Annotated in this window: 20 protein-coding genes; 9 read left to right on the top strand and 11 right to left on the bottom strand. The window is 66.0% G+C overall.

The window, feature by feature from the left end:
* Positions 1-39: 39 nt before the first annotated feature.
* Positions 40-1,779, top strand: coding sequence for an acyl-CoA dehydrogenase (locus AB7F41_RS06360; RefSeq protein ID WP_428383788.1), 1,740 nt, complete (start codon positions 40-42; stop codon positions 1,777-1,779).
* Positions 1,780-1,882: 103 nt separating this feature from the next.
* Here AB7F41_RS06360 and AB7F41_RS06355 read toward each other — a convergent pair whose 3' ends face one another.
* Together AB7F41_RS06355 and AB7F41_RS06350 are read right to left on the bottom strand one after the other, a co-directional pair.
* On the bottom strand, positions 1,883-3,349 hold the full coding sequence (locus AB7F41_RS06355; protein ID WP_428406459.1) for a glycerol-3-phosphate dehydrogenase: 1,467 nt from the start codon (positions 3,347-3,349) through the stop codon (positions 1,883-1,885).
* A 36-nt stretch (positions 3,350-3,385) separates the two neighbouring features.
* Entirely contained in the window at positions 3,386-4,738 is a 1,353-nt protein-coding gene (locus tag AB7F41_RS06350; protein WP_428383792.1) for a DEAD/DEAH box helicase, read from the bottom strand.
* A 311-nt stretch (positions 4,739-5,049) separates the two neighbouring features.
* Here AB7F41_RS06350 and AB7F41_RS06345 point away from each other — a divergent pair, with 311 nt between their 5' ends.
* From AB7F41_RS06345 to AB7F41_RS06325, 5 genes are all read left to right on the top strand, one after another.
* A complete protein-coding gene (locus AB7F41_RS06345) occupies positions 5,050-5,763 on the top strand; it encodes an MgtC/SapB family protein (RefSeq protein WP_428383794.1) in 714 nt (237 codons plus the stop codon).
* A 133-nt stretch (positions 5,764-5,896) separates the two neighbouring features.
* Entirely contained in the window at positions 5,897-6,409 is a 513-nt protein-coding gene (locus AB7F41_RS06340; protein ID WP_428383796.1) for a hypothetical protein, read from the top strand.
* Positions 6,410-6,510: 101 nt separating this feature from the next.
* The gene (locus AB7F41_RS06335; protein ID WP_428383798.1) at positions 6,511-6,936 is read left to right on the top strand and encodes a hypothetical protein; all 426 of its coding nucleotides are present in this window, start codon (positions 6,511-6,513) and stop codon (positions 6,934-6,936) included.
* 58 nt (positions 6,937-6,994) lie between these two features.
* Positions 6,995-7,270: a hypothetical protein gene (locus AB7F41_RS06330; RefSeq protein WP_428383800.1), complete on the top strand. Its 276-nt coding sequence runs from the start codon at positions 6,995-6,997 to the stop codon at positions 7,268-7,270.
* Between the two features lie 189 nt (positions 7,271-7,459).
* Entirely contained in the window at positions 7,460-8,533 is a 1,074-nt protein-coding gene (locus tag AB7F41_RS06325) for a DGQHR domain-containing protein (protein ID WP_428383802.1), read from the top strand.
* Here the strand turns inward: AB7F41_RS06325 and AB7F41_RS06320 are convergent.
* Together AB7F41_RS06320 and AB7F41_RS06315 are read right to left on the bottom strand one after the other, a co-directional pair.
* The gene (locus AB7F41_RS06320) at positions 8,492-8,827 is read right to left on the bottom strand and encodes a hypothetical protein (RefSeq protein WP_428383804.1); all 336 of its coding nucleotides are present in this window, start codon (positions 8,825-8,827) and stop codon (positions 8,492-8,494) included. The two genes, AB7F41_RS06325 and AB7F41_RS06320, sit on opposite strands and share 42 nt — an antisense overlap.
* Positions 8,791-10,497, bottom strand: a complete 1,707-nt coding sequence (locus tag AB7F41_RS06315; RefSeq protein WP_428383806.1) for a glycosyltransferase — start codon at positions 10,495-10,497, stop codon at positions 8,791-8,793. The genes AB7F41_RS06320 and AB7F41_RS06315 overlap by 37 nt, the downstream gene beginning before the upstream one ends.
* Positions 10,498-10,569: 72 nt before the next feature.
* Here AB7F41_RS06315 and AB7F41_RS06310 point away from each other — a divergent pair, with 72 nt between their 5' ends.
* Positions 10,570-11,472 (top strand): transporter substrate-binding domain-containing protein, encoded by a 903-nt coding sequence (locus AB7F41_RS06310; protein WP_428383808.1) that lies wholly within the window; start codon positions 10,570-10,572, stop codon positions 11,470-11,472.
* Here the strand turns inward: AB7F41_RS06310 and AB7F41_RS06305 are convergent.
* Positions 11,443-11,883 (bottom strand): Hpt domain-containing protein, encoded by a 441-nt coding sequence (locus tag AB7F41_RS06305; protein WP_428383810.1) that lies wholly within the window; start codon positions 11,881-11,883, stop codon positions 11,443-11,445. The genes AB7F41_RS06310 and AB7F41_RS06305 overlap by 30 nt on opposite strands.
* 268 nt (positions 11,884-12,151) lie before the next feature.
* Here AB7F41_RS06305 and AB7F41_RS06300 point away from each other — a divergent pair, with 268 nt between their 5' ends.
* Positions 12,152-18,208, top strand: coding sequence for an apolipoprotein acyltransferase (locus tag AB7F41_RS06300; RefSeq protein ID WP_428406458.1), 6,057 nt, complete (start codon positions 12,152-12,154; stop codon positions 18,206-18,208).
* An 8-nt stretch (positions 18,209-18,216) separates the two neighbouring features.
* Here AB7F41_RS06300 and AB7F41_RS06295 read toward each other — a convergent pair whose 3' ends face one another.
* Positions 18,217-19,770, bottom strand: a complete 1,554-nt coding sequence (locus AB7F41_RS06295) for an FAD-dependent oxidoreductase (protein WP_428383814.1) — start codon at positions 19,768-19,770, stop codon at positions 18,217-18,219.
* A gap of 356 nt (positions 19,771-20,126) precedes the next feature.
* On the opposite strand from AB7F41_RS06295, the gene AB7F41_RS06290 reads away from it, so the two are divergent.
* On the top strand, positions 20,127-21,641 hold the full coding sequence (locus AB7F41_RS06290) for an outer membrane beta-barrel protein (protein ID WP_428383816.1): 1,515 nt from the start codon (positions 20,127-20,129) through the stop codon (positions 21,639-21,641).
* Positions 21,642-21,707: 66 nt separating this feature from the next.
* On the opposite strand, the gene AB7F41_RS06285 is transcribed toward AB7F41_RS06290, so the two are convergent.
* The 5 genes from AB7F41_RS06285 to AB7F41_RS06265 form a co-directional block, all read right to left on the bottom strand.
* Positions 21,708-22,694, bottom strand: a complete 987-nt coding sequence (locus AB7F41_RS06285) for a hypothetical protein (protein WP_428383818.1) — start codon at positions 22,692-22,694, stop codon at positions 21,708-21,710.
* Positions 22,695-22,702: 8 nt separating this feature from the next.
* The gene (locus AB7F41_RS06280) at positions 22,703-23,431 is read right to left on the bottom strand and encodes an aldolase/citrate lyase family protein (protein ID WP_428383820.1); all 729 of its coding nucleotides are present in this window, start codon (positions 23,429-23,431) and stop codon (positions 22,703-22,705) included.
* Positions 23,432-23,497: 66 nt separating this feature from the next.
* On the bottom strand, positions 23,498-23,797 hold the full coding sequence (locus AB7F41_RS06275) for a (2Fe-2S) ferredoxin domain-containing protein (RefSeq protein ID WP_428383822.1): 300 nt from the start codon (positions 23,795-23,797) through the stop codon (positions 23,498-23,500).
* On the bottom strand, positions 23,798-24,598 hold the full coding sequence (locus AB7F41_RS06270; protein WP_428383824.1) for an NAD kinase: 801 nt from the start codon (positions 24,596-24,598) through the stop codon (positions 23,798-23,800). It lies immediately after the preceding gene.
* A gap of 108 nt (positions 24,599-24,706) precedes the next feature.
* Positions 24,707-25,639, bottom strand: a complete 933-nt coding sequence (locus AB7F41_RS06265; protein WP_428383826.1) for an ROK family protein — start codon at positions 25,637-25,639, stop codon at positions 24,707-24,709.
* Between the last annotated feature and the right edge of the window lie 16 nt (positions 25,640-25,655).

Below are 25,655 nucleotides of genomic sequence, written 5' to 3'. Positions count from 1 at the left end.
TAGATTCCATCGAACGATTCGGATTGGAGAGAACATCGCATGACCTATCGCGCGCCGCTCGACGACATTCTTTTTGCGCTTCGCCTCGCGGCCGGCGAAGGCGCAATCGAGCCGGGCGGGCGATATGGCGACATTGCGGACGGCGTCGCCGAACAGACGCTGGCCGAGGCGGCGAAATTCGCCGAACAGGTTCTGCTGCCGCTCGACAAGATCGGCGATCGCGTCGGCGCGAGATACGCCGACGGCGCCGTCGCGACGCCTCCAGGCTGGCGTGAAGCTTACGGGCAATGGCAAGAAGGCGGCTGGAACGCCATCGCCGCCGCGCAGGACTATGGCGGACTGGACCTCCCGGCCCTGCTCAACGCCGGCTGCACCGAGATCTGGAACGCCGCCAACATCGCTTTCGCCGTCTGTCCGTTGCTCGGCCATGGGGCGATCGAAGCGATGGAGGCGCACGCGAGCGACGCGCTGAAAGAGACCTATCTGCGCAGGATCGTCAGCGGCGAATGGACGGCGACGATGAATCTGACCGAGCCCGGCGCCGGCTCCGACCTCGGGTTGATGCGGACGCGCGCCGAACGCGCCGACGACGGCTCCTACCGTCTCTTTGGTCAGAAAATTTTCATCACCTACGGCGAGCACGATCTTGCGCCGAATATCGTGCATCTCGTGCTTGCGCGTCTGCCCGACGCGCCTCAGGGCACGCGCGGCATTTCGCTCTTTCTGGCGCCGAAATTCCTGGCCGACGACTCCGGCGCCTTCACGCGCCACAATGACCTGCGCTGCGGCGGGATCGAACATAAGCTCGGAATCCACGGCTCGCCGACCTGCACGATGATCTATGGCGATCAGGACGGCGCCGTCGCCTATCTCATCGGCGAGGAGAACAAGGGCCTCGCCTGCATGTTCACGATGATGAACAACGCCCGCCTTTCGGTCGGCCTGCAGGGCGTCGCGCTCGCCGAACGCGCGACGCAGATCGCGCTCGGCTATGCGCGCGAGCGCAAACAGGGGCGCGCGCCCGGCGCCAAAGAGACGAGCGCCATCATCGAACATCCCGACGTCGCGCGCATGCTGCTGACCATGATGAGCTCAACGGCGGCCGCGCGGGCGATTTGCTACGAGACCGCCGCGGCCATCGATTGCGCGCGCCGCGAAAACGATTCGGCGCGCGCCGCGGCGGCGCATGAACGCGCCAGCCTGCTCACGCCGGTCGCCAAGGCGTTTTCGACCGATGTCGCGAATGAGACGACGTCGCTCGCCATTCAGGTGTTCGGCGGCATGGGCTATATCGAGGAGACCGGCGTCGCGCAGCTCATGCGCGATGCGCGCATCTGCGCCATCTATGAAGGCACCAACGGCATTCAGGCGATCGATCTCGTCACGCGCAAGATCCGCGGCGGCGACGGCGCCGCGCTTGCGCGCGAGATCGACGACATGCGCGCCATCGCCCGCGCGGCGGATTTCTCGCAGGAGCGCTTGCGCGAATCGGTCGAAGCGCTGGCGCAGGCGAGCGCGTTTCTCCCCGACGCGGAACTCGCCGGAGCGCTTGCCGGCGCGACGCCCTATCTGCGCCTCTTCGCGCTGGCGCGCGGCGCGACGCTGCTCGTGAAGGGCGCAAAGACTGCGGCGCAGGAGAACAACCCCAACGCGGCGCGTTACGCCGCGCTCGCGCGCTTCTTTGCAGAGAATGTCGCCGTCGCCGCGCCGGGACTGGCGAAGACGGTGATCGACGGCGGCGCGTCGGTCAATGAATCGCATGCGGCGCTTGGGGATTGACAGAACGTCGAACGGGGCAATCCAACGACGTCATGGCCGCGCTTGACGCGGCCATCCACGCGGATGGCCGGCGCGAGACCGGCCATGACATGCGCGCCATTGGTTAAGCGCCAACATACGCCAGCAGCGCCTGCTGCTGCGCGTCGCTCATATGAAGGCCGAGCTTGGAGCGGCGCCACAGAATGTCGTCGGCCGTGCGCGCCCATTCCTTTTCGCGCAGATAGGCGATCTCCGCCTCGGTCAGGCCGCAACCGAAGTCGCGGCCAAGATCGCCGTTTGCGCGCGCATCATTCAAAATCTCGAAGACGCGCGCGCCATAGGCGCGCGCGAGGCGCAGCGACAATTGATCGCCGAGAAACGGCTTGTCGCGTTTGAGATCATCGAGAAATCTGTCGAAGCCGTCCGGCATATCGCCGCCCGGGAAGACGGCGTCGGCCGTCCAGCCTTCGCCGACGCCGGGAAAGAAGCGCGCGAGTTCGCCGAGCGCATGTTCGGCGAGCCGGCGCGCCGTGGTGATCTTGCCGCCGAAGATCGACAGCGACGGCGCCGCGTCTTCGGGCGCGTCGAGATCGAACGCATAGTCGCGGGTCACGACCGAGGCTGCGAGCGCGCCGTCGTCATAGAGCGGCCGCAGCCCGGCGTAGCTTGACGCGATGTCGTCGCGTGTCGCTGGTTTGCGCAGGAAATGATTTAGCGAATTGAGCAGATAGTCAGTTTCTGCGTCGCTGATCACGACTGCGCCCGGCGGCGCATCGTGGGAAACGTCGGTCGTGCCGACGAGCGTGAAATCGCGGTCATAGGGAATCGCGAAAACGATGCGGCCGTCGGGATTTTGCAGAATATAGGCCTGCGGCCCATCGAACAGCTTGCGCAGAACCAGATGCGATCCCTTCACGAGCCGCACATGCTTGCGCGAGTGGATGCGCAGCGCATCTTCCATGACCTGCGACACCCAGGGACCGGCGGCATTGATCAGCGCGCGCGCTTCGATCGTCTCGCCATCCGCGAGCGACGCGCGCCAGCGGTCGTCGCGTCGCTCGGCATGAACGAGCTGAGCGCCGACGCTGATCGTCGCGCCGCGCTCCGCCGCGTCGCGCGCGTTCAAAACGACGAGCCGCGCATCGTCCACCCAGCAGTCGGCGTAAGTGAAGGCGACGCGGTAGACGTCGCGGAGCGGCGCGCCGAGCGGATCGCCGGCGAGCGTCACCATATGCGACGCTTCGAGTCGCTTGCGGCGCGCGAGATGGTCGTAAAGGAAGAGCCCCAGCCGCAGCATCCAGACGGGCCGCAGCCCCTTCTCGTAGGGCAGAACGAATTTCAGCGGCCAGATGATGTGCGGCGCGGCGGCGAGCAGCAGCTCGCGCTCGGCGAGCGCCTCATGCACGAGCCGGAATTCATAGAGCTCGAGATAGCGCAGACCGCCATGGATGAGCTTCGTCGAGGCGGATGAGGTGCCCTGCGCAAGATCGCCCTGCTCGACGAGCCGCACGGCGAGGCCGCGTCCGGCGGCGTCGCGCGCGATGGCGCAGCCGTTGATCCCGCCGCCGACGATGAGAAGATCGTAGATCATGGCCGTCCTCGATTCGAAGCGGCCATGACTATAGCCTTATCCCTGCGGACGGCTCGCCTGCGCATGACGCGCGCCGCCATTGGGACGCCGCTTGCGCCCATTGACGGGCGCGCCCCCAGGGCGCGTTCCGGCCGGACGCTGCCCGTCGCGCCGCGGATGCTGCGCGCCGTTCCGATGCGGCGCCGGCGATTGCGGACCCTTCGGCCCCCGGGGCCCTCTGGGCGCCCGGCGCGCCGGTTCGCCGTCGTCCTCGCGGACGTCGGCGCCGCGCCGGTCTGTGCAGTCAAGCGTCTGCCGCGTCAGCTTCTCGATGGCGCGCAGCAGCGGGCGCTCGCCATTGTCGCACAGCGAAATCGCCCGGCCGGTCGCGCCGGCGCGCGCGGTGCGACCGATGCGATGCACATAGGCTTCCGCGACCTCCGGCAATTCGTAATTGACGACATGCGTCACGCCGTCGACGTCGATGCCGCGCGCGGCGATGTCCGTCGCGACGAGCACGCGCGTGCGTCCGTTGCGAAAAGCGTCCAGCGCGCGCAGACGCTGGCTCTGGCTCTTGTTGCCGTGAATGGCGTCGGCACCGACGCCGGCGCTCTCCAAATGCTGCGCGACGCGATCGGCGCCGCGCTTGGTGCGCGTGAACACGATCGCGCGCGCAATTTCCCGGTCGCCCAGCAATTCGAGAAGCAGGTCCCGCTTGGCGCTGCTTGCGACGAGATACACATGCTGCGCGACGCGCTCGGCGGTGGTCGCCGCCGGCGTCACCGAGACTTTCGCCGGATCGCGCAGCATGTCGTCGGCGAGCGCGGCGATTTCGCGCGGCATGGTCGCCGAGAACAGCAGCGTCTGGCGCTGCTTCGGCAGTTTGGCGACGATCTGGCGGATCGGCACGATGAATCCGAGGTCGAGCATATGATCGGCTTCATCGAGCACCAGCGCCTCGGTCGCCGCAAGTTTCAGCCTGCCGCTGCCGATGTGGTCGAGAAGCCGGCCGGGCGTCGCGACCAGCACGTCGAGTCCGCGCGCCAGCATGTCGATCTGCGGACGATGCGAGACGCCGCCGACGATGACGCCGACGCTTGGACGAAAGAACTGGCCATAGGCGCGGAAGCTGTCGGCGATCTGAGTCGCGAGTTCGCGCGTCGGCGCGAGAACCAGCGCGCGCGCCGTATGGGGCGCAGGACGCCGCCGTTCGGCGAGCAGCCGGTGCAGGATCGGCAGAGCGAACGCCGCCGTCTTGCCTGTGCCGGTCTGGGCCACGCCGAGAAGGTCGCGTCCCTGCATGAGAGCGGGAATGGCCTGCGCCTGGACCGGCGTCGGCGTGTTGTAGCCTTCGCGCGCAAGCGCGCGCAGCAGGATCTCGTTCAGGCCGAGATCGGAGAATGTCGTCACTTCAGTTGTTGCTTTCAGTTGTCGATTCGAGCCGCGACGGCCGGCGCGTCAAGAGCGCCAGCCCGGGGCTAAAAAGAGATCGGGCCCCGCGTAACGGGCCGTCAGAGTGGGAAAAGGGGGCGCTCGACAGCTCGTCGACGGAAACGTCGACCATACGCGGCTGGAGCGCCTCATGCTGCGGCGCAGCGCAGCCTTCATACAGCAGCGACGCGCGACGGTCAAAACAAAACTCCTGGGCGCTGCGTCGGCCGCGACAATGATTGTCCATCCCCCTATAAGCCGGTCAGCGGAACGCCGAAGGGTGAAGGGCCATGATCGCCATTGCGAATTTCGACGGCGCGGAAATTCTCAACACGTTCGTATCGCTGAGCGTGGCGATCGTTCTCGGCACCGCGATCGGCGCCGAGCGCCAATATCGCCAGCGCAACGCCGGCTTACGCACCAATGCGCTGGTCGCGCTCGGCGCATCCGCCTTCGTCGATCTCGGCATGCGGCTGATGGGAAATCAGGGCGCAACGCAGGTGCTGGCCTATGTGGCCTCGGGCGTCGGCTTTCTCGGCGCCGGCGTCATCATCAAGGAAGGCATGAATATTCGCGGGCTGAACACCGCGGCGACCATATGGTGCTCGGCGGTGATGGGCGCTTTCGCCGGCGCCGACCGGCCGGCCGAAGCCGTCTTGCTCGCCGCCTTCGTGCTCGCGGGAAATACCTTCCTGCGGCCGCTCGTGCGCTGGATCGAACGCGCGCCGATCGACGAGAGCGCGACTGAGGCGGTCTATGAGGTCCGCGTCGCCACGAGCGAAGCCCGGCGCGACGCCATTCGCGACGTCGTGATCGAGCGGCTCGAAGGCGCCGCCTATCCCATCCAGGACGTTGTGGAAAATGAACGCGAAGACGATGTCGAGATCGTCGCGACGCTGGCGACGTCCAGCGTAACAGGCGCGCAGCTCGACGCCGTGGTCGAATCGCTCGCCGCGCTCGACGGCGTCTCGCATGCGACCTGGTCCTCGCGCACCAGCGACTAATTTGCGCGACGAGCGCGCGACGATCTTTTTATCGCCGAGAAAGACCATACTTGTCCTATCCGGATGAATTCGGTCCGCGCCGGGCGCTGCGTCGTCGGCGTGGCGCGCGGATCCGCCGGGGGCGCAGACGTCCATGTTTCGAGCCATTCGATTCCTGACAGCCGCAACCGCGATGCTCTGCGTCTCGGCGGCGGCGGACGAGGCAAGTGTTCGCGCCTTTCTCAAGACCTATCTGCGCAATCAAGTCCACACCGTAGACATCGGGCGAACCGAGGCCGCGATCGCATTCTTCGACCTGAACGCGGACGGCCAGGACGAGGCGATCGTCTATATCGTCGGCCCGATGTGGTGCGGCTCGGGCGGATGCGGCGCGCTTGTCCTGACGCCGCGCGGCGCGACCTTCGACGTGGTGATGGACGCTTCCGTCACGCGGACTCCGATTGGCGTGCTCGACGCCAGCAGCAAGGGTTGGCGCGACCTGTTCGTTTCCATCTCCGGCGGCGGGATCAAGGCCGGAACCGTCGCCATGACGTTTGACGGGAAATCCTATCCGTCCAATCCGACCGTTCAACCGGCGCGGCCGGTGGATGCGACGGGCGCCAAGGTATTGCTTACTGAGGATGCGACGGGGTCGCCGCTTGAATAGCCGGTCCGGGCGACGTTGTTCTCCCGGCGCGCGACGCGCGCCGTTTCGAACCTTTGCGGCAGGGGATCATTGGGCCGATGTCAGCTGGGAAACGCCAAACCATGAATCCAACCGCCTTGTCCGTCTGCGCCGCCGGCGTCTTCGCCTTGCTGTCCGCCGCCTTCGCGGAGGACGCGCCGACCGCCGGAGCGCGCCCGTCGACGCGGGCGACGCAGACATTGGCCGGCGACGCCAAGGTCGCGGGGACCGCGTTCCACGCGACCGGGGAAATACCTTGCGCGCGCTACGCGGGCCAGCCAATGGCGCAGTGCCGCTTTGGGGTCATTCGTCAGGGCGACAGCGACGCCACGGTTCGGGTGTTCTGGCCCGACGGCGGAATACGCAACATATATTTCAAGCGCGGCAAGGCGCAGTCCTCAGACTCCCGGGACCGAATCCGCTCCGAAAAGACGGTGGATCTGAACCAAGTGTTGATCGGGGCGACAGAGCGATTTGAAATCCCCGACGCCGTCATCTTCGGCGGCTAATCCGCTTCCCCAAGCCAGGACTTTCTTGCGCTCGAGACGCCAACCTGCGAGAGGCCCAATGTTGAATCGGCTCTGCAAGGGCGTTTTCTGGCTCTATGTGATTTCGGCGACCTTGGCGCTTCTCCTCGTGCCGATCAGCGAGCGCGGTCTTTTCGGCGTCGACCCCTCGCCGCTGGCGGGGGTCTTCGCGGTCCTGCTGGCGCAGCCCTGGCTCTCATTCGTCCCAGACGGTTTCTTCGGCGACGGCGCAATCTGGAACTTGGCGCTGACAGGCTGCTGCCTCGCGTTCAACGCCGCACTCCTGCGTCTGATCTGTCGCCTCTTCCGACGCTGATCGACCTCATCGAAAGTGTCGCCGATGTGCGTTCCGGCGCCTTGTGGAACGCAAATTCGGCCCGCCGCCGCCCAACCCGTCTTGCTCCTGACTCTTTTCCCGCATAGCGTTTCGCCCGAGTGTCGGTCGATTCGTCGAGTCAGCTGTCGCGAACGCTGTCAAAAGTTCGCGCTTTCGAGGGATCAGGACATGGATCGGGACACGCTCAGCGACATCGCCGAATCCGCCCCGTTGACGGATGAAGGGGCTGAATGTCGCGCCGCCGCCGCGGCCGCCACAGACAAAAATGTGATCAGCGCGCCGGCGCAGCTCGTCTCCCAGGGCAAGCATCGCTTTTACGCGCTGGTGCTGCCGAGCAGCCTTCTCGCCGACACCTGCGTGGTCGAGCCGCGCGTCGAAAACCCCCTTGAAGGCTTCCAGCGCCTGCTTGATGAAAAACGCGCCAAATCCATCGCCCGCTATATCGACGCGGGATTCGGCACGGTCCCCGGCGCCGTCGTGCTGTCGGCGCAGTCGCGCGCCTATATGCATTATGACCGCGCCACCGGCGCGCTGACCTTTCGGCAAGACCCCCGCGCCTTCCTCATCATCGACGGGCAGCATCGCGTGTTCGGCTTCAAACTGGCGAAACACGCCGTCGACGTGCCGGTCGTGATCTACAACAGGCTGAAGCGCTCGGAAGAATGCCGGCTGTTCATGGACATCAACACCAAGCAGCGGCCGGTGCCCAATGAACTGCTGCTCGACATCCGTCGCCTCTCGGAAGTCGAGACCCAGGCCGACGCGCTGCTGCATGACGTCTTCGATCTTTTCCACACGCGCGACGACAGCGCGCTCAAAGGCCTGCTGAGCCCCGCGGAACGGCGCAAGGGCACGATTTCGCGCGTCACCTTCAACGCCGCGCTGCGCTCGATCAAGGGCGCCTTCATCGATGCGCGCGCCGAAGAAGTTTACGGGGTGCTCAACGGCTATTACCGCGCATGCCGGCACGGCCTCGGTTTGCACAACGCCGATGAGCAGATCGCGCATCCGGCGCTGTTCAAGGCGCTGACGCTGCTGTTCACCAATGTCGCCGAGCGCGTGGCCGACCGCCATGCCGGAAAATACACGGTGGCGAATTTCGAGGACGTGCTCATCCCCTTCTTCAAGCGACTGAAGAAATCGGATCTGCCGCGGGCCGGCATGACCCACGTCGCGCTGCATGAGCATTACGGCAAAGCGCTAAGCGCCGGCTTCCTGATCAAACAGTGGCTGTTCGCTTGAGACGAACGGGTCCGCAGAGCCATCCGCATCGGGAACGCCGCGCGTCGTGAGGCCATGCTGGGTCTTTTCCCGATGGAAGGGACGCCGCCATAATTGGTAGAGCGCGCGCCAGGCGGCGATGCTCAGCATCATCAGCCAGGCCGGCAGATACGCCAGTTGACGGCGAAAGCGGGCGAGACCGCGTCGGCGCATGCCGAGCGCGAGCGGCAGGACGAGCGAAATGACGCCGGCGATCGCCAAAGAGCACCACAGGGTGCTCAAGGCGACGTCGAGCGGCGTGACAGGCGACAACATCGCTCCAAACAGCGCGTCATAGGCCATGCGCACGGCGAGAAACGGCCCCAGCAAAGGGCCAAACAATCCCGCCGCAAACATTGCAAGAACGGCAATGGCGCGCTGGGCGCCGAGATCGACAAAAAGGCGCGCCGGCCGCCGGCAATGCACGATGAATGTCTGCATCCAGCCTTTGAACCAGCCGTGCGTTGTTTCACCAGCGCGCCGAAGACCGCCGGCGCCTCTTCGAAGGTTTGCGAGGCGAAGGTTCGCACCTCGAAGCCGGCGCGCGCCAGACGCAATCCGAGATCCGCGTCCTCGGTGACGTTGAACGCGTCCCAGAAGCCGATCGCGCGCAGGGCCTCGATGCGGAAATGGTTCGACGTTCCGCCAAGGAACAACGGCATTCCCATCGATGCGAGCCCTCTGTTGTAGACGTCGAAGAGCGCCGCATATTCGAGGGCGAACATGGCGGTCATCCAATTCAGATCCCCATTGTCGATGACAAGGCTCGCCTGCAGACAGGCGACGTTCGACGGCAGGCCGGCGAAAAGCGTCGCCGCGTGGCGCAACTGGCGCGGCTCCGGCAGGTCTTCAGCGTCGAACACGGCGACGAGCGATCCGCGGGCGAGCGGCATGGCGAGGTTGAGGGCGCGCGGCTTGGTGCGCGGCGCGCCCTCCGGCGCGACGACGATCTCGTGCGGCGCGCGCGGCGCATGCGCCCGCAGCGCCGCGGCCGTGGGCTCATCATCGGCTTCGATGACGAACTTCACGTCGAGCTTCGCGCGCGGGTAATCGAGACGGTCGATCGCGCGGGCGAGTTGGCGCGCGACGGCGGCTTCCTGATAGAGCGCCAGCACAATCGTGTAGACCGGCAGCTGCGCGTCGCTGGCGAGCCGCTCGGGCTCGTCGCATCGTTGAAAGCTCGCCGCGCAGGCGAACAATCTCAGGAAAACGCCACAAAAGAAGCCGCCGGCGAGCGCCAAGGCGCTTACGAGGCGCAAAAGGAAAAAGGGCGCAAAAAGACTCGCGATCAATGCGACGAGCGCGACGAGCAGGCTCTCCACCTGTCGGCGTCGAAGCCCGCCGCGCACGCACAACTCTCGGTCGACGCGTTCGACGAGAACGGTCGCGTCGCGCGCGGCGTTGGCCGGATCGACGCGGCGCGCCGCCTTGAGAAAGCGCGTGCGCGTGGTGATGACGAACAGCGGCCGTCCTCTCGACGCGCGGCGCGCGTTCATCAAACGCGATACGCCGCCGCCGCTCGGCGCGAACAGCCAAAGAAAGCCGCTCGAAGAATCGCGGATCCGCGCATAGCCCAGCCCCGCGGTCGCGAGCCCTGACGGACAAAGGTCAATCGCCTCGTCGGCGAATTCCACGTCGAGATGCTTGGCCAGCGCGCGGTAAAACACGTCTTCGGAGACGAGTCGTTCGGCAAGCAGCGCTTCATCGGCGCAAACGCCGTGGCGGCGCGCGGTCGTCGCGGCGAAGCGCAGCACCTCCTCCGGCACGCCATGATCCGCAAGAAATGCGATTTCGACCGGAAGGGAGCGGACAGCGGCCGCGCGCGGCGGCGGCGCCCGGCGAAGCATGGGGGAGTCGACGAGCGCCCGGCGACCGACGGGCTGACGAAAATCGTCCTTGATCTGGGGAGCCGACGAAGCGACACTATCGATTGGAATAAAATTCATGCAATAAATCCGGCAAGCGCAAGCAGCCTGCGAGCGACTATCGACCTCAAGCAAGGGCCACGCAATAATTTTATGCGCCGTATGAAAAAGCCGCGCCGCTTCGCTTCGCTTCGCGCGGCGCTCGCCGCATTGTTCCTGACGTCTGGCCTCGCAGGTGCGGCGGCCGACAACGCGCCGACTCCCGGCGCGCCCCAAGCGCAAAGCCCGGCTGTGGCGACGACGCCGTCATTCTGGGATCCGAACCGCACGCCGGAAAAGCCGGATCTCTCGGGATTGCGTCAGATCCGCTTCCTGACGGAGGACGACTATCCCCCGTTCAACTTCCTGCTGTCCGACGGACAGGTTGCCGGGTTCAACATCGATCTCGCCCGAGCGATCTGCGTCGAGCTGGATATCGCCTGCACCATCCAGAGAAGGCGGTGGGATCTGCTCATTCCCGCGCTCAACGACAATAGCGGCGACGCGATCATCGCTTCGCTGGCGATCAACGATGAGACTCGCGGCCAGGTCGATTTTTCCGGCCCCTACATGCTGACGCCGGGCCGCTTCGCCATGCAGACGGACACGACCCTGAAGTCCGCCTCTCCCGCCGCCCTTGCCGACCGCCCGGTCGCCGTCGTCGCCGGCTCCCGCCACGAAGCCTTCCTGAAGGCGTTCTACCCGCGCTCGACCCTGGTGACGTTCGAGACGCCCGCCCTGGCCCGCAATGCGCTCAAGAACGGCCGGGTCCAGGCGCTGTTCGGGGATGCGATCTCCCTCTCCTACTGGCTGAACGGCGCAGAGGCGGCGGGCTGCTGCGCCTTTCGCGACGGCCCCTTCACCGATCCGAAATATTTTGGCGAAGGCGTCGGCATCGCTGTGAAAAAAGGCAATGCGCCGCTCCGCCACGCGCTCGACTATGCGCTGGCCCGCCTCGCCCAGCGGGGCGTCTTCGGCGAGCTTTACTTAAAATATTTCCCGGTCGGACCGTTCTGATCTCGCGCCGCTCAGAAGCAGAGCGATCGCGCCGCGCGCCCGTCCGATGGCGGCGTCGAGACTGCGCGCCAGATTGACCGCGCTCGGATCCCCGGCGCGGAGCGCCTCTTCATAGGACTCGGCCGCCCGCCCGACCTCAAAGGCGCCGACCGCGCGCGCCGAACCCTTGATCGTATGCGCCAGACCGATGCGCCAGTCGGCGTCGCCGAATGCGGCGGGCGCCCGCAAACGCTCCGCGAATTGCCCCGCCTGCGCCTCGAACAGCCCCAGCAGCTCGCATTCGAGCTCATGGTCGCCGAAGGTCTGGCGCGACAGATGGACCAAGTCGATCGGCGGCTCCGCATCGACGCTGGAAAACGGCTGCGTTTGAGCTTCGCAGTTGAGAAACGTCGATTCCGCCAGTTTCGCCATCCCCATTCCTAATTCCCCTGATATTTACCGCATCATCGACCGTTTTGAAGGTCGTCGGATATGCCGGCCGAACGGCCCCTAACGTGGAGACTGGCGCTTCGAACCTGAAGGGAGCGTTAACGAAGTTTCCCAATACGACTCCCGCGCATGTTTCAATTGCCCGGGAGGGGCTGTAAAGTTTGGTTAATCTTTACTCACCGGCGGTCGCTGAGCGGCGGGCCGTGGAATCGGCCGGACGACACGCGTCCGCGCCGGCTGGAGAGGGCGAATGGCGACATCGGGAAAGATTCAGGACGCGGCGTCCGCCGCTCTGACGGCGATGGAGGAGGCGCTCGATCTTGGCGCCATGCCGGACGCCGCCGGGGCCGCGGATGAGGCGAACGATCGATCCGGCCCGGGCCAGAGCCAGAAAGCGGACGCGCATGCCGGAGACCACCGGAAGTCGGCGCTCGGCGAGCAGCCGAACCGGGCTCAGCAGCAGCACGGCGCCATCGCGCCCGCCTTTGCGCCCGCAAACGACGACCGGCGCACGGTCGGCGAGTTGCGGCAGGCGCTGCAGATCAAGCCGAGCGGCTCGATCATGGCGGTCACCTTTGCTTCGATGGCGCTCTGGACCGCCTGTTGGGCGCTCTACGCCTTTTTCCATCAGGGCGAGATTCTCGACGCCGACGCCTCGATGCTGGCGCCGAAGCCGGTTTTGACTTTCGCCGCGCTGATCGCGCCCCTCGTCTTTCTCTTCCTCACCGGCTTGATGGCGCGCCGCGCCCATGAGATGCGGCTCATCGCCAACTCCATGACGGAAGTGGCCATTCGCCTCATCGAACCGGAGACGGTGGCCACGGAGCAGGTCGTCTCGCTCTCTCAGGCGATCCGGCGGGAAGCCGCCTCCATGGGAGACGGCATTGAACGCGCCCTGGCGCGCGCCGGCGAGCTCGAAGTGATCGTGCGCACCGAGGTCACGAATCTCGAACGCTCCTACACCGAGAATGAACGGCGCATTCGGCTGCTCATCGACGAGCTGACGCGCGAACGCGAAGCCATCGTCGTCAACGCCGATAACGCGCGGACGGCGCTGTTTGGCGCGCGCGAGGCGCTGTCTCAGGAGCTCGCCACGACTTCGGTTCACCTTGCTGAAGCGGTAAGCCAGGCGGGCGCGCGCGTCGCCTCCTCGCTCGGCTCCAAAGGCGAAGAAATCCGGGGCGTCCTCGAAGAGGCGGGCGACGCCTTCGAGTCGACTCTGGCGAGCCACGGCGAGCGCGTGCTGATCGCGCTCAATCAGACGGGCGACGAAGTCGCGCAGAAAGTGTCCGGCGCGAGCGACGACGTCAGCCGCCGTTTCGCCGACGGAATCGAAGAGGTCGGCCGCAAGCTGGAAACCGCCGGCGACGCCATCGCGAGCGATTTCGGCGCGCGCAGCGCCGAAATGCTCGAACGCTTCGAAGAGCTCGGCGCCGGCCTCTCCGACGCGGTTGGCGGCCAGGGAGAGCGGATCGTCGCGCAGCTCGCCGAGACCGGCTGCGCAATTCGCGAAACGATCGAAACGCAGGGCGGCGCTTTTGAGCGCTCCGTCGCGGAAACCCAGGAACGTCTCCAGGCGAGAGTCACCGAGCATGTCGAAAACGCCAAATCGACGTTCGAAACTGCGGAAACCCGCATCGTCAGCCTGCTCGAAGACACGCATCACAAGGCGCAGAACGAATTCGAGGTGCGCGGGCAAACGCTTCATGACGCGATCTCGCGCAGCCTGAGCCAGAGCTCGGCGCAACTCGTCGATCAGGTCGACGCCTTGCAGGAACGCTTCGTCTCCCTGGCCAGCGAAGCCGTGTCGGCGATCGGTCAGCACGGCGACCGCGTCAACGAAACCCTTGCGGAGAACTTTCACGCGTTCGAACAGACGGTGCTCGGACAGGGCGGCGACATCGCGCAGCGCATCGCCGAACGAGGGCTGCAGATCGAGACAACTCTCGCAGAGCGCCTCGCCGCCTTCGAGGACGCCGTCGTGCGCAACAGTTCGGAAGCGGCCATGCGCGTCGCCGAACATGGCGACCACGTCAGCTCCGTGATGTTGGACGGTCTCGCCGCCTTCGAGGAGACATTTGCGCGCCAAGGCACGGACGTCGCCTCGCAGGTCGCCGAGCACAGCGAGCGCGCCGCGAGCAAGGTCACGGCCCAGCTCGCCGCCTTCGAAAGCGCGATCGCCCAGCGCAGCCAGGAGATCGCCCAGCGGAGCCAGGAGATCGCCCAGAGCGTTGACGAAAACAGCGAGCGCGTCACGTCGGCGATCTCCGCGCAGCTTTCCGCATTCGAAGAATCCGTCAATCGTCGCAGCGACGAAGTCGCCGAGCGGGTCGGCGAGCAAAGCGAACGCGCGACCACGACATTGTCGGCGCAGCTCGCCGCCTTCGAGGAAGCGGTCACGCAGCATAGCGACGACGTCGCCGCGCGCGTCAGCGAACATGGCGAACACGCGACGTCGACCATCGCCGCCCAGCTGGCCGCCTTCGAGGAGACCGTTGCGCGGCACAGCGACCAGGTCGCCGCGCGCGTCGACGAACATGGCGAACGCGCGACGTCGGCGCTTACCTCGCAGCTTGCGGCCTTCGAGGACGCGGTCGTGCGCCACAGCGACGACGTCGCCCATCGCGTGAGCGAAGAGAACGAACGCGCGACATCGACTCTGGCCGCTCAGCTGGCCTCCTTCGAAGACGCCGTCACGCGGCGCGGAGAACAGCTCGCGCAGCGCGTGGGCGAGCAAGGCGAACGCGCGACGGCGACGCTCACGGCGCAACTCGCCGCCTTTGAAGAGGCGGTCATTCGCCAAGGCGACGACATCGCGGAACGGGTCGGCGAACGCGGGGAACGCGCCGCCTCGGGCCTTTCGGCGCAACTCGCCGCCTTCGGAGACGCCGTCACCCGGCATAGCGAGGAAATCGCGCATCGCGTCGGCGAACACAGCGAACGCGCGACGGCGGCTTTTTCGCAAGGGCTCTCGACCTTGGAAGACGCGGTCGCGCGGCAGGGCGAAGAATTGGCCTCGCGGGTCGCCGCGCGCACCGAGCGCGCCGCCGAGGACCTTGGCGACAAGCTCGCCGCCTTCGAAGACGCCGTCGCGCGCAACAGCGGACAAGTCAGCGACTCTGTCGCACAGAGTCTCGAGGCGATTGAGAACGTGCTCGTGCGGCAGGGCGGCGAGATCGCGCAACGCCTGGCGACGCATGCGGACAGCGCAGAACTCGGCCTCACCGACAAGCTCGGCGCCTTCGAAGACGCCATCAAGCGTCACAGCGAAAGCGTGGCGTCGGTGGTCGGCGAACATGCGACGCGCGTCGACGAATTGCTCGACGAGCGGCTCAATGCGCTCGAGACGGCGGGCATGCTCGTCGCCAAGACCATGGAGACGACGCGCGAGCTGGCGCTGCAGGAATTCGAGACGCACGGCGCGGCGTTGAGCGACAAGCTGCGCCAAACGGTGGCCGACGCTTCTTCAGCGCTCACCGAAAACGCCGCGACCATGCATGATCGTTTCGCAAATACGGCGAGCGACGCCGTGCTGGCGATCGCGACCCAAGGCGAACGGCTGCACGAACTGCTGGACGATCGGTTCGGCGCCTTTGAGGACGCCGTCCTGTCGGAAAGCAAGCAAGTCGTGAATTCGCTCGCCAACCATGGCCAGCGCATCGCGGCCACGCTCGGCGAGCAGCTGACGCAATTCGAGAATGCGCTGCTGCGCGACGGCGGCGAACTCGCCGACCGGGTCGGCGGCCACGCCGAACGGCTCAGCGCCGAACTCACGCAGCGCCTGGCGGTCGTCGAGGGCGTGAGCGGCGGCCTAGGCGGTCAGCTCGTCGACAATCTGACGACGCAGGCGGTGGATGCGGCGGCCCGTTTCGACGCGCAGGCGCAGAAGATCGCCCATGACATCGACGACCGGCTGCAGTCGCTCGATGAAACCATTCGCATGCAGGGCGGCGCGCTCGTCGACCGGCTCTCGGCGCAGGTCGAGCACTACAACGACCGTATTGGCCACAACTCTCGCCATTTCGCTGACGAGATCGACGCCAGACTGGCCCACATCGACGACACGATCGAGAGCAAGGGCGGCCATCTCGTCGAAAAGCTCAGCGTGCGCGCAGTCGACATCGCTTCGACGATGTCGACCAAGATCGACGCCTTCGAAAGCGTCGCCAACGCGCGGACGATGGAAGCGGCGGAGCGCATCGACCAGCTTGTCGGACGCGTTGACGCCGGCCTCGGCATGGGCGGCCAGTTGCTCCAGGAGGCGCTCGCCAAGCACGCGTCTGAAGTGGCGCGGGTGATGGAAGACGGCGGACGCCAAGTCATGCAGGCTCTGGACGCCAAGATTAAGGACGTCGACTGGGTGCTGCTGTCCCGCTCCAGCGAACTCGCTCAGACATTGGCGGTGAAGACGGAGGAGATCAACGAGACTCTGGGAGGCCAGGCCAAGGAGCTGGAGTCGACTCTCGACAATCGCATCGAGCTTTTCGAGACCAATGTCGTCAGCCGGCTGAGCGCTGTGTCTTCGGAGATCGACGAACGCGGCCGACTGGTCGTCGACACGATCAGCGCGAGGCTGCAGGACATCAAGGACATCATGGCCGGCGCGCGGCACGAGTTCGATACGGCTCTCCATGCGCAGTCCGACGATCTCGGACAGTCGCTCGCCGAACGAATTGCGGAAATCAGCAACCTGCTCGATGCGCGTCTCACGCAGATGCATTCGGTGCTCGACGCGCGCGGCGGCGCCGTTGCGCAAGAATTGACGACGATCGGCGATCTTGTGACGAGCGCCGTCGAGAACAGCAGCGCCGCGCTTGTCTCAAGCCTCGGCGTCAAGCGCGACGAGCTTGCGGACGCGCTCGACGCCTCCCGCGAGGCGCTGGCGCTGACATTGGAAACGAGCGCGCAGACCTCGGTTGCGGCCCTGCTCGAGACCAATGACCGGATTCGCGACGAGCTGCCGACCCTGCTCGACTCGCTTGGTCAGACGAACGCCTCGCTGCACGCCATCATCGGCAAGGCCGGCGGCAATCTCGCCACGCTCGAAGAGGAGCTCGGCAAGCGCATCGCGGAATTCCATGGCGCGATGAACGAAGCCTCGGCGCAGGTCGAGCATGTCAGCGCGGTGGCCGGCGACTCGATGCGCGACGCCTCCGCCATCGTCGACGCGTTGGACGAACGGCAACACACGCTGGCGCAGAGCGCGGAGAAACTGGCGCAAAGCCAGCAGGCGCTCGACGCGGTCCTGGCGTCCCGCCGACATTCGCTCGAAGAGCTGATGAGTCTCGTCGAGGGTCGCCGCGCCGAACTCGAAAACGCGACGACGAAGTTCGGGGAGCTGATGGATCGTTCGTTCCGCTCGATCGAAGAGCGTTCGCGCGATCTTGGAGGCGCGCTGAGCGAAACGTCACGGCAGACCGCCGATCTGATCGAGGCGCGCTTCGCGGCGGTGCGCGCCGCCGCGGAAGGCGAACGCGAGCAGACGTCGGAAGCGCTGCGCGCCGCCTTCTCGCAAGCCAATGACGAGATCGTCCGTCTGTTCGGCGACGCGCGCTCGAAATTCGACGCCGCGACAGACGAGATTCGCGGCCTCGCGCGCGACATCCATCGCGAGATCGAGGAAACGCGTGAGGAAGTGCGCCGCGGCGCGACCGAACTGCCGCGCGAAACCGCCGAACAAGCGGCGGCGCTGCGACGAGTCGTGGGCGATCAGGTGAAGGCGCTGAACGAACTCACCGACATCGTTGCGCGTTCGGGCAGAGTCTATGACATCGCCGAACAAAGCGCGCCGCCGCGACGCGCTAGCGCCGATCAGACGGCGCGCCCCGAGGCCGCGCCGGCGCGCGCCGCGCAGAATTCAGCAAGCGCGCGGGAGCCGCACGGAGGCTGGCTGAGCAATCTCCTCGAGCGCGCGTCCCTCGACGACGCGCCGCAACAGCCGCGCGCGGCGCGGTCGCTGGCGACGGCGGGCGCGCTCGACAGTCTGACGCTCGACATCGCGCGCATGGTCGACAACGCCGCCGTCGCGGAGCTGTGGCGCCGCTATCAGCGCGGCGAGAAAAACGGGCTTTTCGGCCGGCGTCTGTATACAGCGCAGGGCCATCAGACGTTCGAGGAAATCCGTTGCCGCTATCGCGTCGATCAGGAATTCCGCACGACCGCCGATCGCTACATCGCGCATTTCGAGGATCTGCTCGTCGAGACAAGCCGCGACGATCGCGACGGCTCGAAATCGCTCGACCTGCTGACGGCCGACGCGGGCAAGGTGTACACAATGCTCAGCCACGCGTCCGGACGATTCGAATAGCCTCTAGCTCATTCGAAGTCTTCCGGCGGCGCGGCGCCGATGCGCGCTTCAAAGGCGGATTCGGCGCGAAGATTTTCCAGGTCGCGGCCGATGGTCGCGACGGCCAGCAGCCGGTCGCCCGTGAAGTAAGACGCCATGCAATCGGCCGCGGCCGGATCGCCTGAAAGCTCCAGCCGATCCCACGATGCGGCGTGTCCGACATAGGCGATCGCCTGATCGTAATGCTGGCTCCAGAAGAAGGGCGCGGCGTCGAATTTTTCTTTGCGTCCGAGGATATTGCGCGCGGCGGTCTGCCCCTGACGCTCGGCGACCACCCAATGTTCGACGCGAATCCGCTCGCCGGTGATTTTGTCGGGCCAGCTCGCGATGTCGCCCGCAGCGTAGATATCCGGCGCGCTGGTCAGCAGATAGTCGTCGACGAGCACGCCGCGATCCACGGCGAGGCCTGCGGACTGCGCCAGCGCGAGATCCGGCTTCACGCCGACGCCGATGACGACGAGATCGGCGTCCAGGGTCGCGCCGCTCTTCAGATTAAGCGTCCGCGGGCCGATTTCGGTCGCCGTATCCTCGAGATGGAACACGACGCCGTGGCTCTCATGCAGCTTTTTCACATGCGCGCCGAGTTCGGGGCCGAGAATGCGCGCCATCGGTATGGCTTCCGGCGCGATGACATGCACGTCAAGATCGCGCGCGCGCAGCGCCGCCGCCACTTCGAGGCCGATGAAGCTTGCGCCGATGACGGCGATGCGTCGCGCGCTTGCGCAGGCGGCGATGATCCGGTCGGCGTCGGCCCGCGAGCGCAGATAATGGACATGGCTCCGTTCGGCGCCCGGAATCGGCAGCTTTACCGGAAACGCGCCCGTCGCGAGAAGCAGCGCGTCATAGGTGAGCGCCGATCCATCCGCCAGCGTCAGGCGCTTACTGGCCGGCTCGAGCAATTCGACGCGCTGTCCCAGACGCAGTTGGACGCCGTTGTCGCGATACCAGGAGGGATCGCGCAGCGGCAGCCAGTCGGGCTGAGCGGTTCCCGCCAGGTAGTCCTTGGAGAGATTGGGACGATCGTAAGGTTCGGCCGAATCGGCGCTGATCAGATCCAGAATTCCGTCATAGCCTTCGGCCCTCAGCATCTGTGCGGCGGCGAAACCCGCCGCGCCGCCGCCGACGATCACGACGCCCCGCGGTTCAACCGCGCCCTTCCGTTTCGCCGGCTCCACCTGAGGGATCTTTTCGCGGGCGAATATCTTTCCGTCGGCGCGCTCGACGCGCCATCGCGGCAGCGGATCAAAGGCCGGCGCGCGCAGGGCGCGCCCGCTGCGCAGACTGAAACAGGCATGATGCCAGGGACATCGAACCGAGCCGCCGACCACGAGCCCGTCCGCCAAAGGCCCGTGGTAATGCGTGCAATGTGCGCCGAGGACGAAGAACTCGTCGCCGTGTCGCGCCATTATGGCGTGCTCGCCCGTCACATGCCCCGGCAAGGGACGGTCCTGGGGCACATCATCGGGAGCGACGCCCTGCGCAAAGTCAAGGCCCTCGGGGTGACTGCGCCCCTCTTCCGCCATGTCGCTCTCCTGTCACGGTCAGCGGCGCATCTGCGCGCCGGACTATTGTCACGCTTCCCTACAAAGGGCGGCGCTCGAGGACGGACAAGCCCGGGTCAGGGATCGATTCGGATGCTGATTCGATGGAAAGGAGACACGGATTGTTGCCTTCCACACATTAGACCCTCGCGAATTCAAGGGAAGGACCGCTGGCGCCTTAAAAAATTGTGACATTGCCGCCACACTGATTAGAACAATTTTTCGTCAGGGGCGATTTTGCCTAGCAATTGGGCATTTGCGCGGACCTTGGACTTGAACGGAACTTCGCTCGCGAGTGATATCAAAGCAGATTTCGCCTCCAGACGGAGTTCCCAGCAATGAAGTGGTACTATCTCTCGACCGTGGCTGCTCTCTCGTTAGCAACCAGCATCACGAGCACAGCTCACGCTCAGTCGAAGCTGATGGAGGTCGATCCGACTCTTATTGAAGAAAATCAGCCCGCGCCGCCGCCCGCGCCCAGGACCGCGACCAACGGCAAGATTGTCAAAGGCCCGGCCGTTCCCCCGCCCCCGCCAGCCTGGATCGACACTTTGACGGTCGACGGCTACATCGAGGCCGGCATTCCGATCAACTTCAATCAGCCGTTCAACAAGATCAACTGGGGGCACCTCTATACGGACCGCGCCAACTGGCCGACGTTCAACGGCGCGGTGTTGACGATTCAGCGTCCGCTCGACCCCAAGGCCGAGGACTATGACTTCGGCTTTAAGTTCCAGGGCATGGTCGGCGAGGACATGCGCTACAACCACTACCTCGGCGTTCTCGATTATGCGATCGCCTCGCGCACGCAGATCGGACCGATCGAAGCCAATGTTCTGGCGCATCTTCCGTGGGTTACCCCGCTCAGCGAGGGCGGCATCGACCTCAAGGTGGGCATGTTCCCGACCTATAACGGCGCCGAGCTCATCTACGCCAAGGACAATCTCTTTTACAGCCACTCCTATATCTTCAACTTCGGTCCGTTCATTCACACCGGCGCGATGGTCACCACACACGTCAAGCCCTGGCTCGACGTCTATACCGGCGTGACCAGCGGCGTGAACACGACCATCGGCTGGCCCGGCGACAACAACGCCGCCGCGTCCTTCCACGGAGGCCTCGGCTTCAACTTCCTCGACGGCGATCTGACGATCATGGCGATCGTCCATCACGGGCCGGAGAATCCCAAGCAGCTCGACCCGCTGAACGTTGGCTGGCCGAACACGCCGCTGGCCTGCGCATGTAACCCGAATACCACCAACCGCACCTTCACCAATCTGACGACGACCTGGAAGGCGACCGAAGATCTCACCTTCATCACGGACATCGCCTATAACCGGGAAAGCGGCTGGAACACGATCTCGACAACCGGCCTGCCGGATCAGACGATCGCCGACCTCGACGGCAATTTTGGCACCAATCTCGCCGCGTTCCCCTACAAGCCTCAGGGCGCGGACGCCTATGCGATCGCGCAGTACATCTCCTATAAGGTCAACGACCTGTTCACGATGAATGGTCGTGTGGAATATTACCGCGACAACAAGAACTTCTTCGTCGCGGCCTTCCCCGGCTTCTTCGACGCGGCAAACACTTTCCACGGCTTTCCCTGCCCGTCCTGCATCTTCCAGCCGGGCGGCGTCGGCACGAGCTACCTGGGGCTGACCGCCGGCGTGACGATTACGCCTGAACTCCCCAAGCTGCCCTACATCACCGGGTTGATCATCCGTCCGGAACTGCGCTGGGATACGTCGCTCACCGGCGCCACCCCCTTCTTCAGAAGCGGCGGCAACGGTCTCAGCAAGTCCCAGGGCATGTTCAATATGGACGTGATCATCCCCTTCTCGATCCTCTAAACCCCAGTTTTCAAGCGCGTCCCAAGCGCGTCTCAAGCCAGCCGCCCGGTCCGCCGGGCGGCTGTTTCATTGTGGACGTTCGTCCTCGGCATGATTGCGCGGCTGATCGCGCATCAGAATTTCAACATCCGCGTCCCGCGTCGACTGCACGCGAAACGTCCCCTGGTAGGTTTTGCCCTCGTGGCGCGCGATGGCGACATATTCGCCTTCGGCGAGCACGAGCGACGGAAAGGCGCCGATCAGCTCGCGGATGACGTCGCCGCCCGGCGTGAGCACCGAGAAGCTCGTATTCGCGAGCGCCTCGCCGCCCGGCTGCTTGACGAGCTTCAAGGTCATGATCGCCGCGCGATGGCGCAGGGTCGCTTCGATGAGCTTGCCGGCCGGAACTTTCAGATCCGCCGTCACCACGGAGTTGGTCTGGTTCTGTGCGCCCTGACCGGTGTCGAGCAAGGTGGAGACGACGTGATAGGCGCCTTCGGGGAGGCAGATCACTTCGTCCGACTTGGCGTTGGCGAGAATGAGCTTCGCTTCGGCGTTGCCGCGTTCCGGCACATAGATCGAAATCGAAAGCCGTTGCGCAGGGATTTGCGCGTCGCCCAGCTTGTCGATGAGCTTCAGCCCCCCGGCGTTCAGAACGACCCGCTCGGAGACATTGCTCCCCTCGATGGCGACGCGGCGCGTGACGCCCGCAAGGCCATAGGCGGCGTGTACGATATAGGCGCCGTCGCGCAGCGGCACGGTCGGCGTCGCCTCCTCGGACTGCGTGACGAGCTTATGCGACCCATCCGGCTGGGCGCTCTCCTCGAAGACCCGCCAGATCAGGCCAGAGCGCACCGGCTCATGGTCATTGGCGGCGAGCATGGCGCTCAGCCGCAGCGTGGACAGTTTCTCAGCCTCCGGCTCAGCCGGGGCGGCCGACTCGCTGGCCTCATGCGGCGGATGGGGTTGGCCCGGCGGCTGTTGCTGCGCGGCGCCAGGCTCAGGGAGAAGCGCTACGCCGGCGAGCGCCGCCGCGGCGACTCGGGAAAGCGCGTCCGATCGGACCCTTTTCATCGGTCTGTCTATGCCGACGATTGCGCGCTTTGTCGATTCTCCCCCGCCGGGAAGACCTGATGGATGCGCGCCACCTGTCCCGGACGCAGCGCTATCGCGCCTGTGAATCCCTCCAGGCGCGCGGCGGCGTAGGCGGCCGCGTCGCCGGCCTCGACAGGCGGCGCGAGCCCCGGAACGCCGGCCGAAGCCGCCGCCAGGATCGCCAGCGCGCGCGCCGTCTCGACGACCGCGCCGCCGGTTTGGGGAAGCCCGAGCGCCACGCATAGCGACGCTTCGTCGAAGGCGAGCGCGGCAAGGCGGGGCGCCGCGCCGGCGAAGCTTCGCAACGCCAGAACGCCCGCAGGATCGCCGCCCACGAAGGCGCCGATCCTGGTCGCGCCGTCTGCGAGGCCGGCCTGCGCCTCGCGTACCGCGAGTTTCACGGCCATGCGCTGCAGGACGGCGGCGCCGTCGCAGGCGGGAAGAAAGACGCCGTCGGGCCCGGGGCCGAAGAGCGCGTCGAGATCGGCCTCGACCCGATCGCTTCCGACAGGCGCGACTTCCACGAAGAGCTTCACGGCGCCGCTCTCCCGCCGCGCGGCGGCGATTATCGCGCAGGCGCGCGCGCGGGCGCGGCGTCGCGCGTCATCTTCCGCGCAGGGGCCAAGACGCAGCAGCAACGCATCGGCGCCGCTGGCGAAAGCCGCCGCGACATCGTCGTCGCTGGCGTCCGGGCCAAAGATCAAACAAGAGCGCATGCAACCGAACGTCGTGTCGAGGAACGCGCCGAACGTCCACCATATGGCCGCCCGCCCCGCTGCTGATCAGTCCTCAGTCTCGATCGCCTCAAGAACGAAGCGGACCAGCTCGTCGGCCGAAGAATAGCTGATCCATTCGCCGCCAGGGTAGACGACGGCGACAGGCCCGTGCTCGCACTGGCCGAGGCAGCCCGACTGCGACAGCCGCACGCCTTCGCGCTTGGCGTAAGGCAACGCCTTTACCGCCTCCTTCGCCTTCGCCAGCGCCTCCTTCGCGCCGTGATCCTCGCATGCGGAGCGCCCGTCGCGTTTGTTGACGCAGACGAAGACATGGCGACGAAAAGGTTTGATGTCCGACTCTGGCATTCAATATCCGAACTGCTCGCGCAGGATCCGTTCTTCCAGCGAATGGCCGGGATCGTGCAGCAGGACCAGCCTCGTGGCGTGATCCATCTCGACATCCACATAAGCGAGATCGCGGAATTCGTCATGGTCGGCGACGACGGAAACTGGTCGCTTCGCTGCCTCCAGGACTTCGATGCGCACTTTGGCCGCATCCGGCAGCAGCGCCCCGTGCCAGCGTCGCGGGCGGAAGGCGGAGATGGGCGTCAGGGCCATCAGCGGCGCGTCGAGCGGCAGGATCGGCCCATTGGCGGACAGATTGTAGGCCGTCGACCCTGCGGGGGTCGACACCAGCACCCCGTCGGTGATGAGTTCGGGCATGCGCTCCTGCCCGTTGACCAGAATGCGCAGCTTGGCGATCTGCGAGGTCTGGCGCAGCAGCGACACTTCATTGATGGCGTGCGCCGAGAATTCGTCGCCGCGCACATTGACCGCGTGCATCAGCAGCGGATGAACGATCGACGGCTTCGCTTCGGCAATCCGCTTGCGCAGCCCCGACTCTCGATACTGGTTCATCAGAAAGCCGACCGACCCGCGGTTCATGCCATAGATCGGCTTGCCGGCGTCCATGAAGCGGTGCAGCGTGCGCAGCATCAGCCCGTCGCCCCCGAGCGCGACGATGCAATCGGCCTCCTCGGGCGGCGTGTCGCCATATTTCTCGACGAGGCGCAGGCGCGCCTCTTCCGCTTCCGGCGCGCCAGAGGCGAGGAAAGCCAGTTTGGGGAAAGGCTTTTTCCCGTTGTTGGGGTCTCCGGCGGCGCCCATCGCAACTCCCCTCGCCTACGCCCGCAGCCGTCACGCGTTCTTCGCATACACCGGCCGGAGACCGGAGGGAACGGCGCCGGCGCGACGCGCGCGGCGGCGGGGTCGAAATCACGCGATCTCGTCGACGCTCCACAACCACGCCGCGCCGCGCACGCCGCCCGAGTCGCCATGGACGTTCGGCAGGATCTTCGTGTCGCAAGAGTCGGTAAAGGCGTTTTCGCCGACGCGCGCCGCGAGTCCCTCATAGAGCCACGAAATATTGGAGACGCCGCCGCCCAGCGCGATCACGTCAGGATCGATCAGATCGACGACGATCGCCAGCGCCCGCGCGAGACGGTCCTGAAAGGCCTCGAGGCTCGCCTGCGCGGCGGGTTCGCCGGCCTTGGCGCGCGCCACGATTTCGATCGCAGGCCGATGCGCGCCCGAGCGCTTCTCATAGTCGCGCGCAAGCCCGGAGCCGCACAGGAAGGTCTCGATGCAGCCGCGATGTCCGCAAAAGCAGGGTTCGCCGGGATATTCCTCCGGAGTCATCCATGGCAGCGGCGTATGGCCCCATTCGCCGGCGACGTGATTGCGCCCCTCGACGATCTTGCCGTCTACGATGACGCCGCCGCCGACGCCCGTGCCAAGAATGACGCCGAACACCACGCGGGCGCCGCGCCCGGCGCCGTCGATCGCCTCCGACAGCGCGAAACAATTCGCGTCGTTGGCGACTCGCACCGGACGCTGCAGCGCCCGCGTGAGATCGACGTCGAGCGGTCTGCCGTTGACCACGGCGGTGTTGGAGTTTTTCACAAGCCCCGTGTGGGTCGAAATTGCGCCGGGCGCGCCGACGCCGACGCAGCCGCGCTGGCCAGCCTCAGACTCGATGTCGCGCACGAGAGTCGCAACCGCCTGCACAATCTCCTGATAATCATGCACGGGCGTCGCAATGCGACGGCGGGCCAGCGTCTCGCCGGCGGCGTCGAGCGCGATCGCCTCGATCTTCGTGCCGCCAAGATCGACGCCGATGCGAATGATCCGTGTATCGTGGCTTTCCAATCTCCAACATCCTCGA

Origin of the sequence: Methylocystis sp. (genome assembly GCF_050251305.1) — a bacterium.
Taxonomy (GTDB): domain Bacteria; phylum Pseudomonadota; class Alphaproteobacteria; order Rhizobiales; family Beijerinckiaceae; genus Methylocystis.
Note: the sequence above shows the minus strand (reverse complement) of the source record. Positions and strands in the feature narration are given on the sequence as shown.

Coding starts and splice junctions, on each gene's coding strand:
- AB7F41_RS06275 (WP_428383822.1), bottom strand. CDS start 23,797: ATGCCAGAGTCGGACATCAAACCTTTTCGTCGCCATGTCTTCGTCTGC.
- AB7F41_RS06300 (WP_428406458.1), top strand. CDS start 12,152: ATGGCGACATCGGGAAAGATTCAGGACGCGGCGTCCGCCGCTCTGACG.
- AB7F41_RS06290 (WP_428383816.1), top strand. CDS start 20,127: ATGAAGTGGTACTATCTCTCGACCGTGGCTGCTCTCTCGTTAGCAACC.
- AB7F41_RS06270 (WP_428383824.1), bottom strand. CDS start 24,598: ATGGGCGCCGCCGGAGACCCCAACAACGGGAAAAAGCCTTTCCCCAAA.
- AB7F41_RS06345 (WP_428383794.1), top strand. CDS start 5,050: ATGATCGCCATTGCGAATTTCGACGGCGCGGAAATTCTCAACACGTTC.
- AB7F41_RS06340 (WP_428383796.1), top strand. CDS start 5,897: ATGTTTCGAGCCATTCGATTCCTGACAGCCGCAACCGCGATGCTCTGC.
- AB7F41_RS06320 (WP_428383804.1), bottom strand. CDS start 8,827: ATGTTGTCGCCTGTCACGCCGCTCGACGTCGCCTTGAGCACCCTGTGG.
- AB7F41_RS06330 (WP_428383800.1), top strand. CDS start 6,995: ATGTTGAATCGGCTCTGCAAGGGCGTTTTCTGGCTCTATGTGATTTCG.
- AB7F41_RS06355 (WP_428406459.1), bottom strand. CDS start 3,349: ATGATCTACGATCTTCTCATCGTCGGCGGCGGGATCAACGGCTGCGCC.
- AB7F41_RS06285 (WP_428383818.1), bottom strand. CDS start 22,694: ATGAAAAGGGTCCGATCGGACGCGCTTTCCCGAGTCGCCGCGGCGGCG.
- AB7F41_RS06310 (WP_428383808.1), top strand. CDS start 10,570: ATGCGCCGTATGAAAAAGCCGCGCCGCTTCGCTTCGCTTCGCGCGGCG.
- AB7F41_RS06325 (WP_428383802.1), top strand. CDS start 7,460: ATGGATCGGGACACGCTCAGCGACATCGCCGAATCCGCCCCGTTGACG.
- AB7F41_RS06295 (WP_428383814.1), bottom strand. CDS start 19,770: ATGGCGGAAGAGGGGCGCAGTCACCCCGAGGGCCTTGACTTTGCGCAG.
- AB7F41_RS06280 (WP_428383820.1), bottom strand. CDS start 23,431: ATGCGCTCTTGTTTGATCTTTGGCCCGGACGCCAGCGACGACGATGTC.
- AB7F41_RS06305 (WP_428383810.1), bottom strand. CDS start 11,883: ATGGCGAAACTGGCGGAATCGACGTTTCTCAACTGCGAAGCTCAAACG.
- AB7F41_RS06360 (WP_428383788.1), top strand. CDS start 40: ATGACCTATCGCGCGCCGCTCGACGACATTCTTTTTGCGCTTCGCCTC.
- AB7F41_RS06335 (WP_428383798.1), top strand. CDS start 6,511: ATGAATCCAACCGCCTTGTCCGTCTGCGCCGCCGGCGTCTTCGCCTTG.
- AB7F41_RS06315 (WP_428383806.1), bottom strand. CDS start 10,497: ATGAATTTTATTCCAATCGATAGTGTCGCTTCGTCGGCTCCCCAGATC.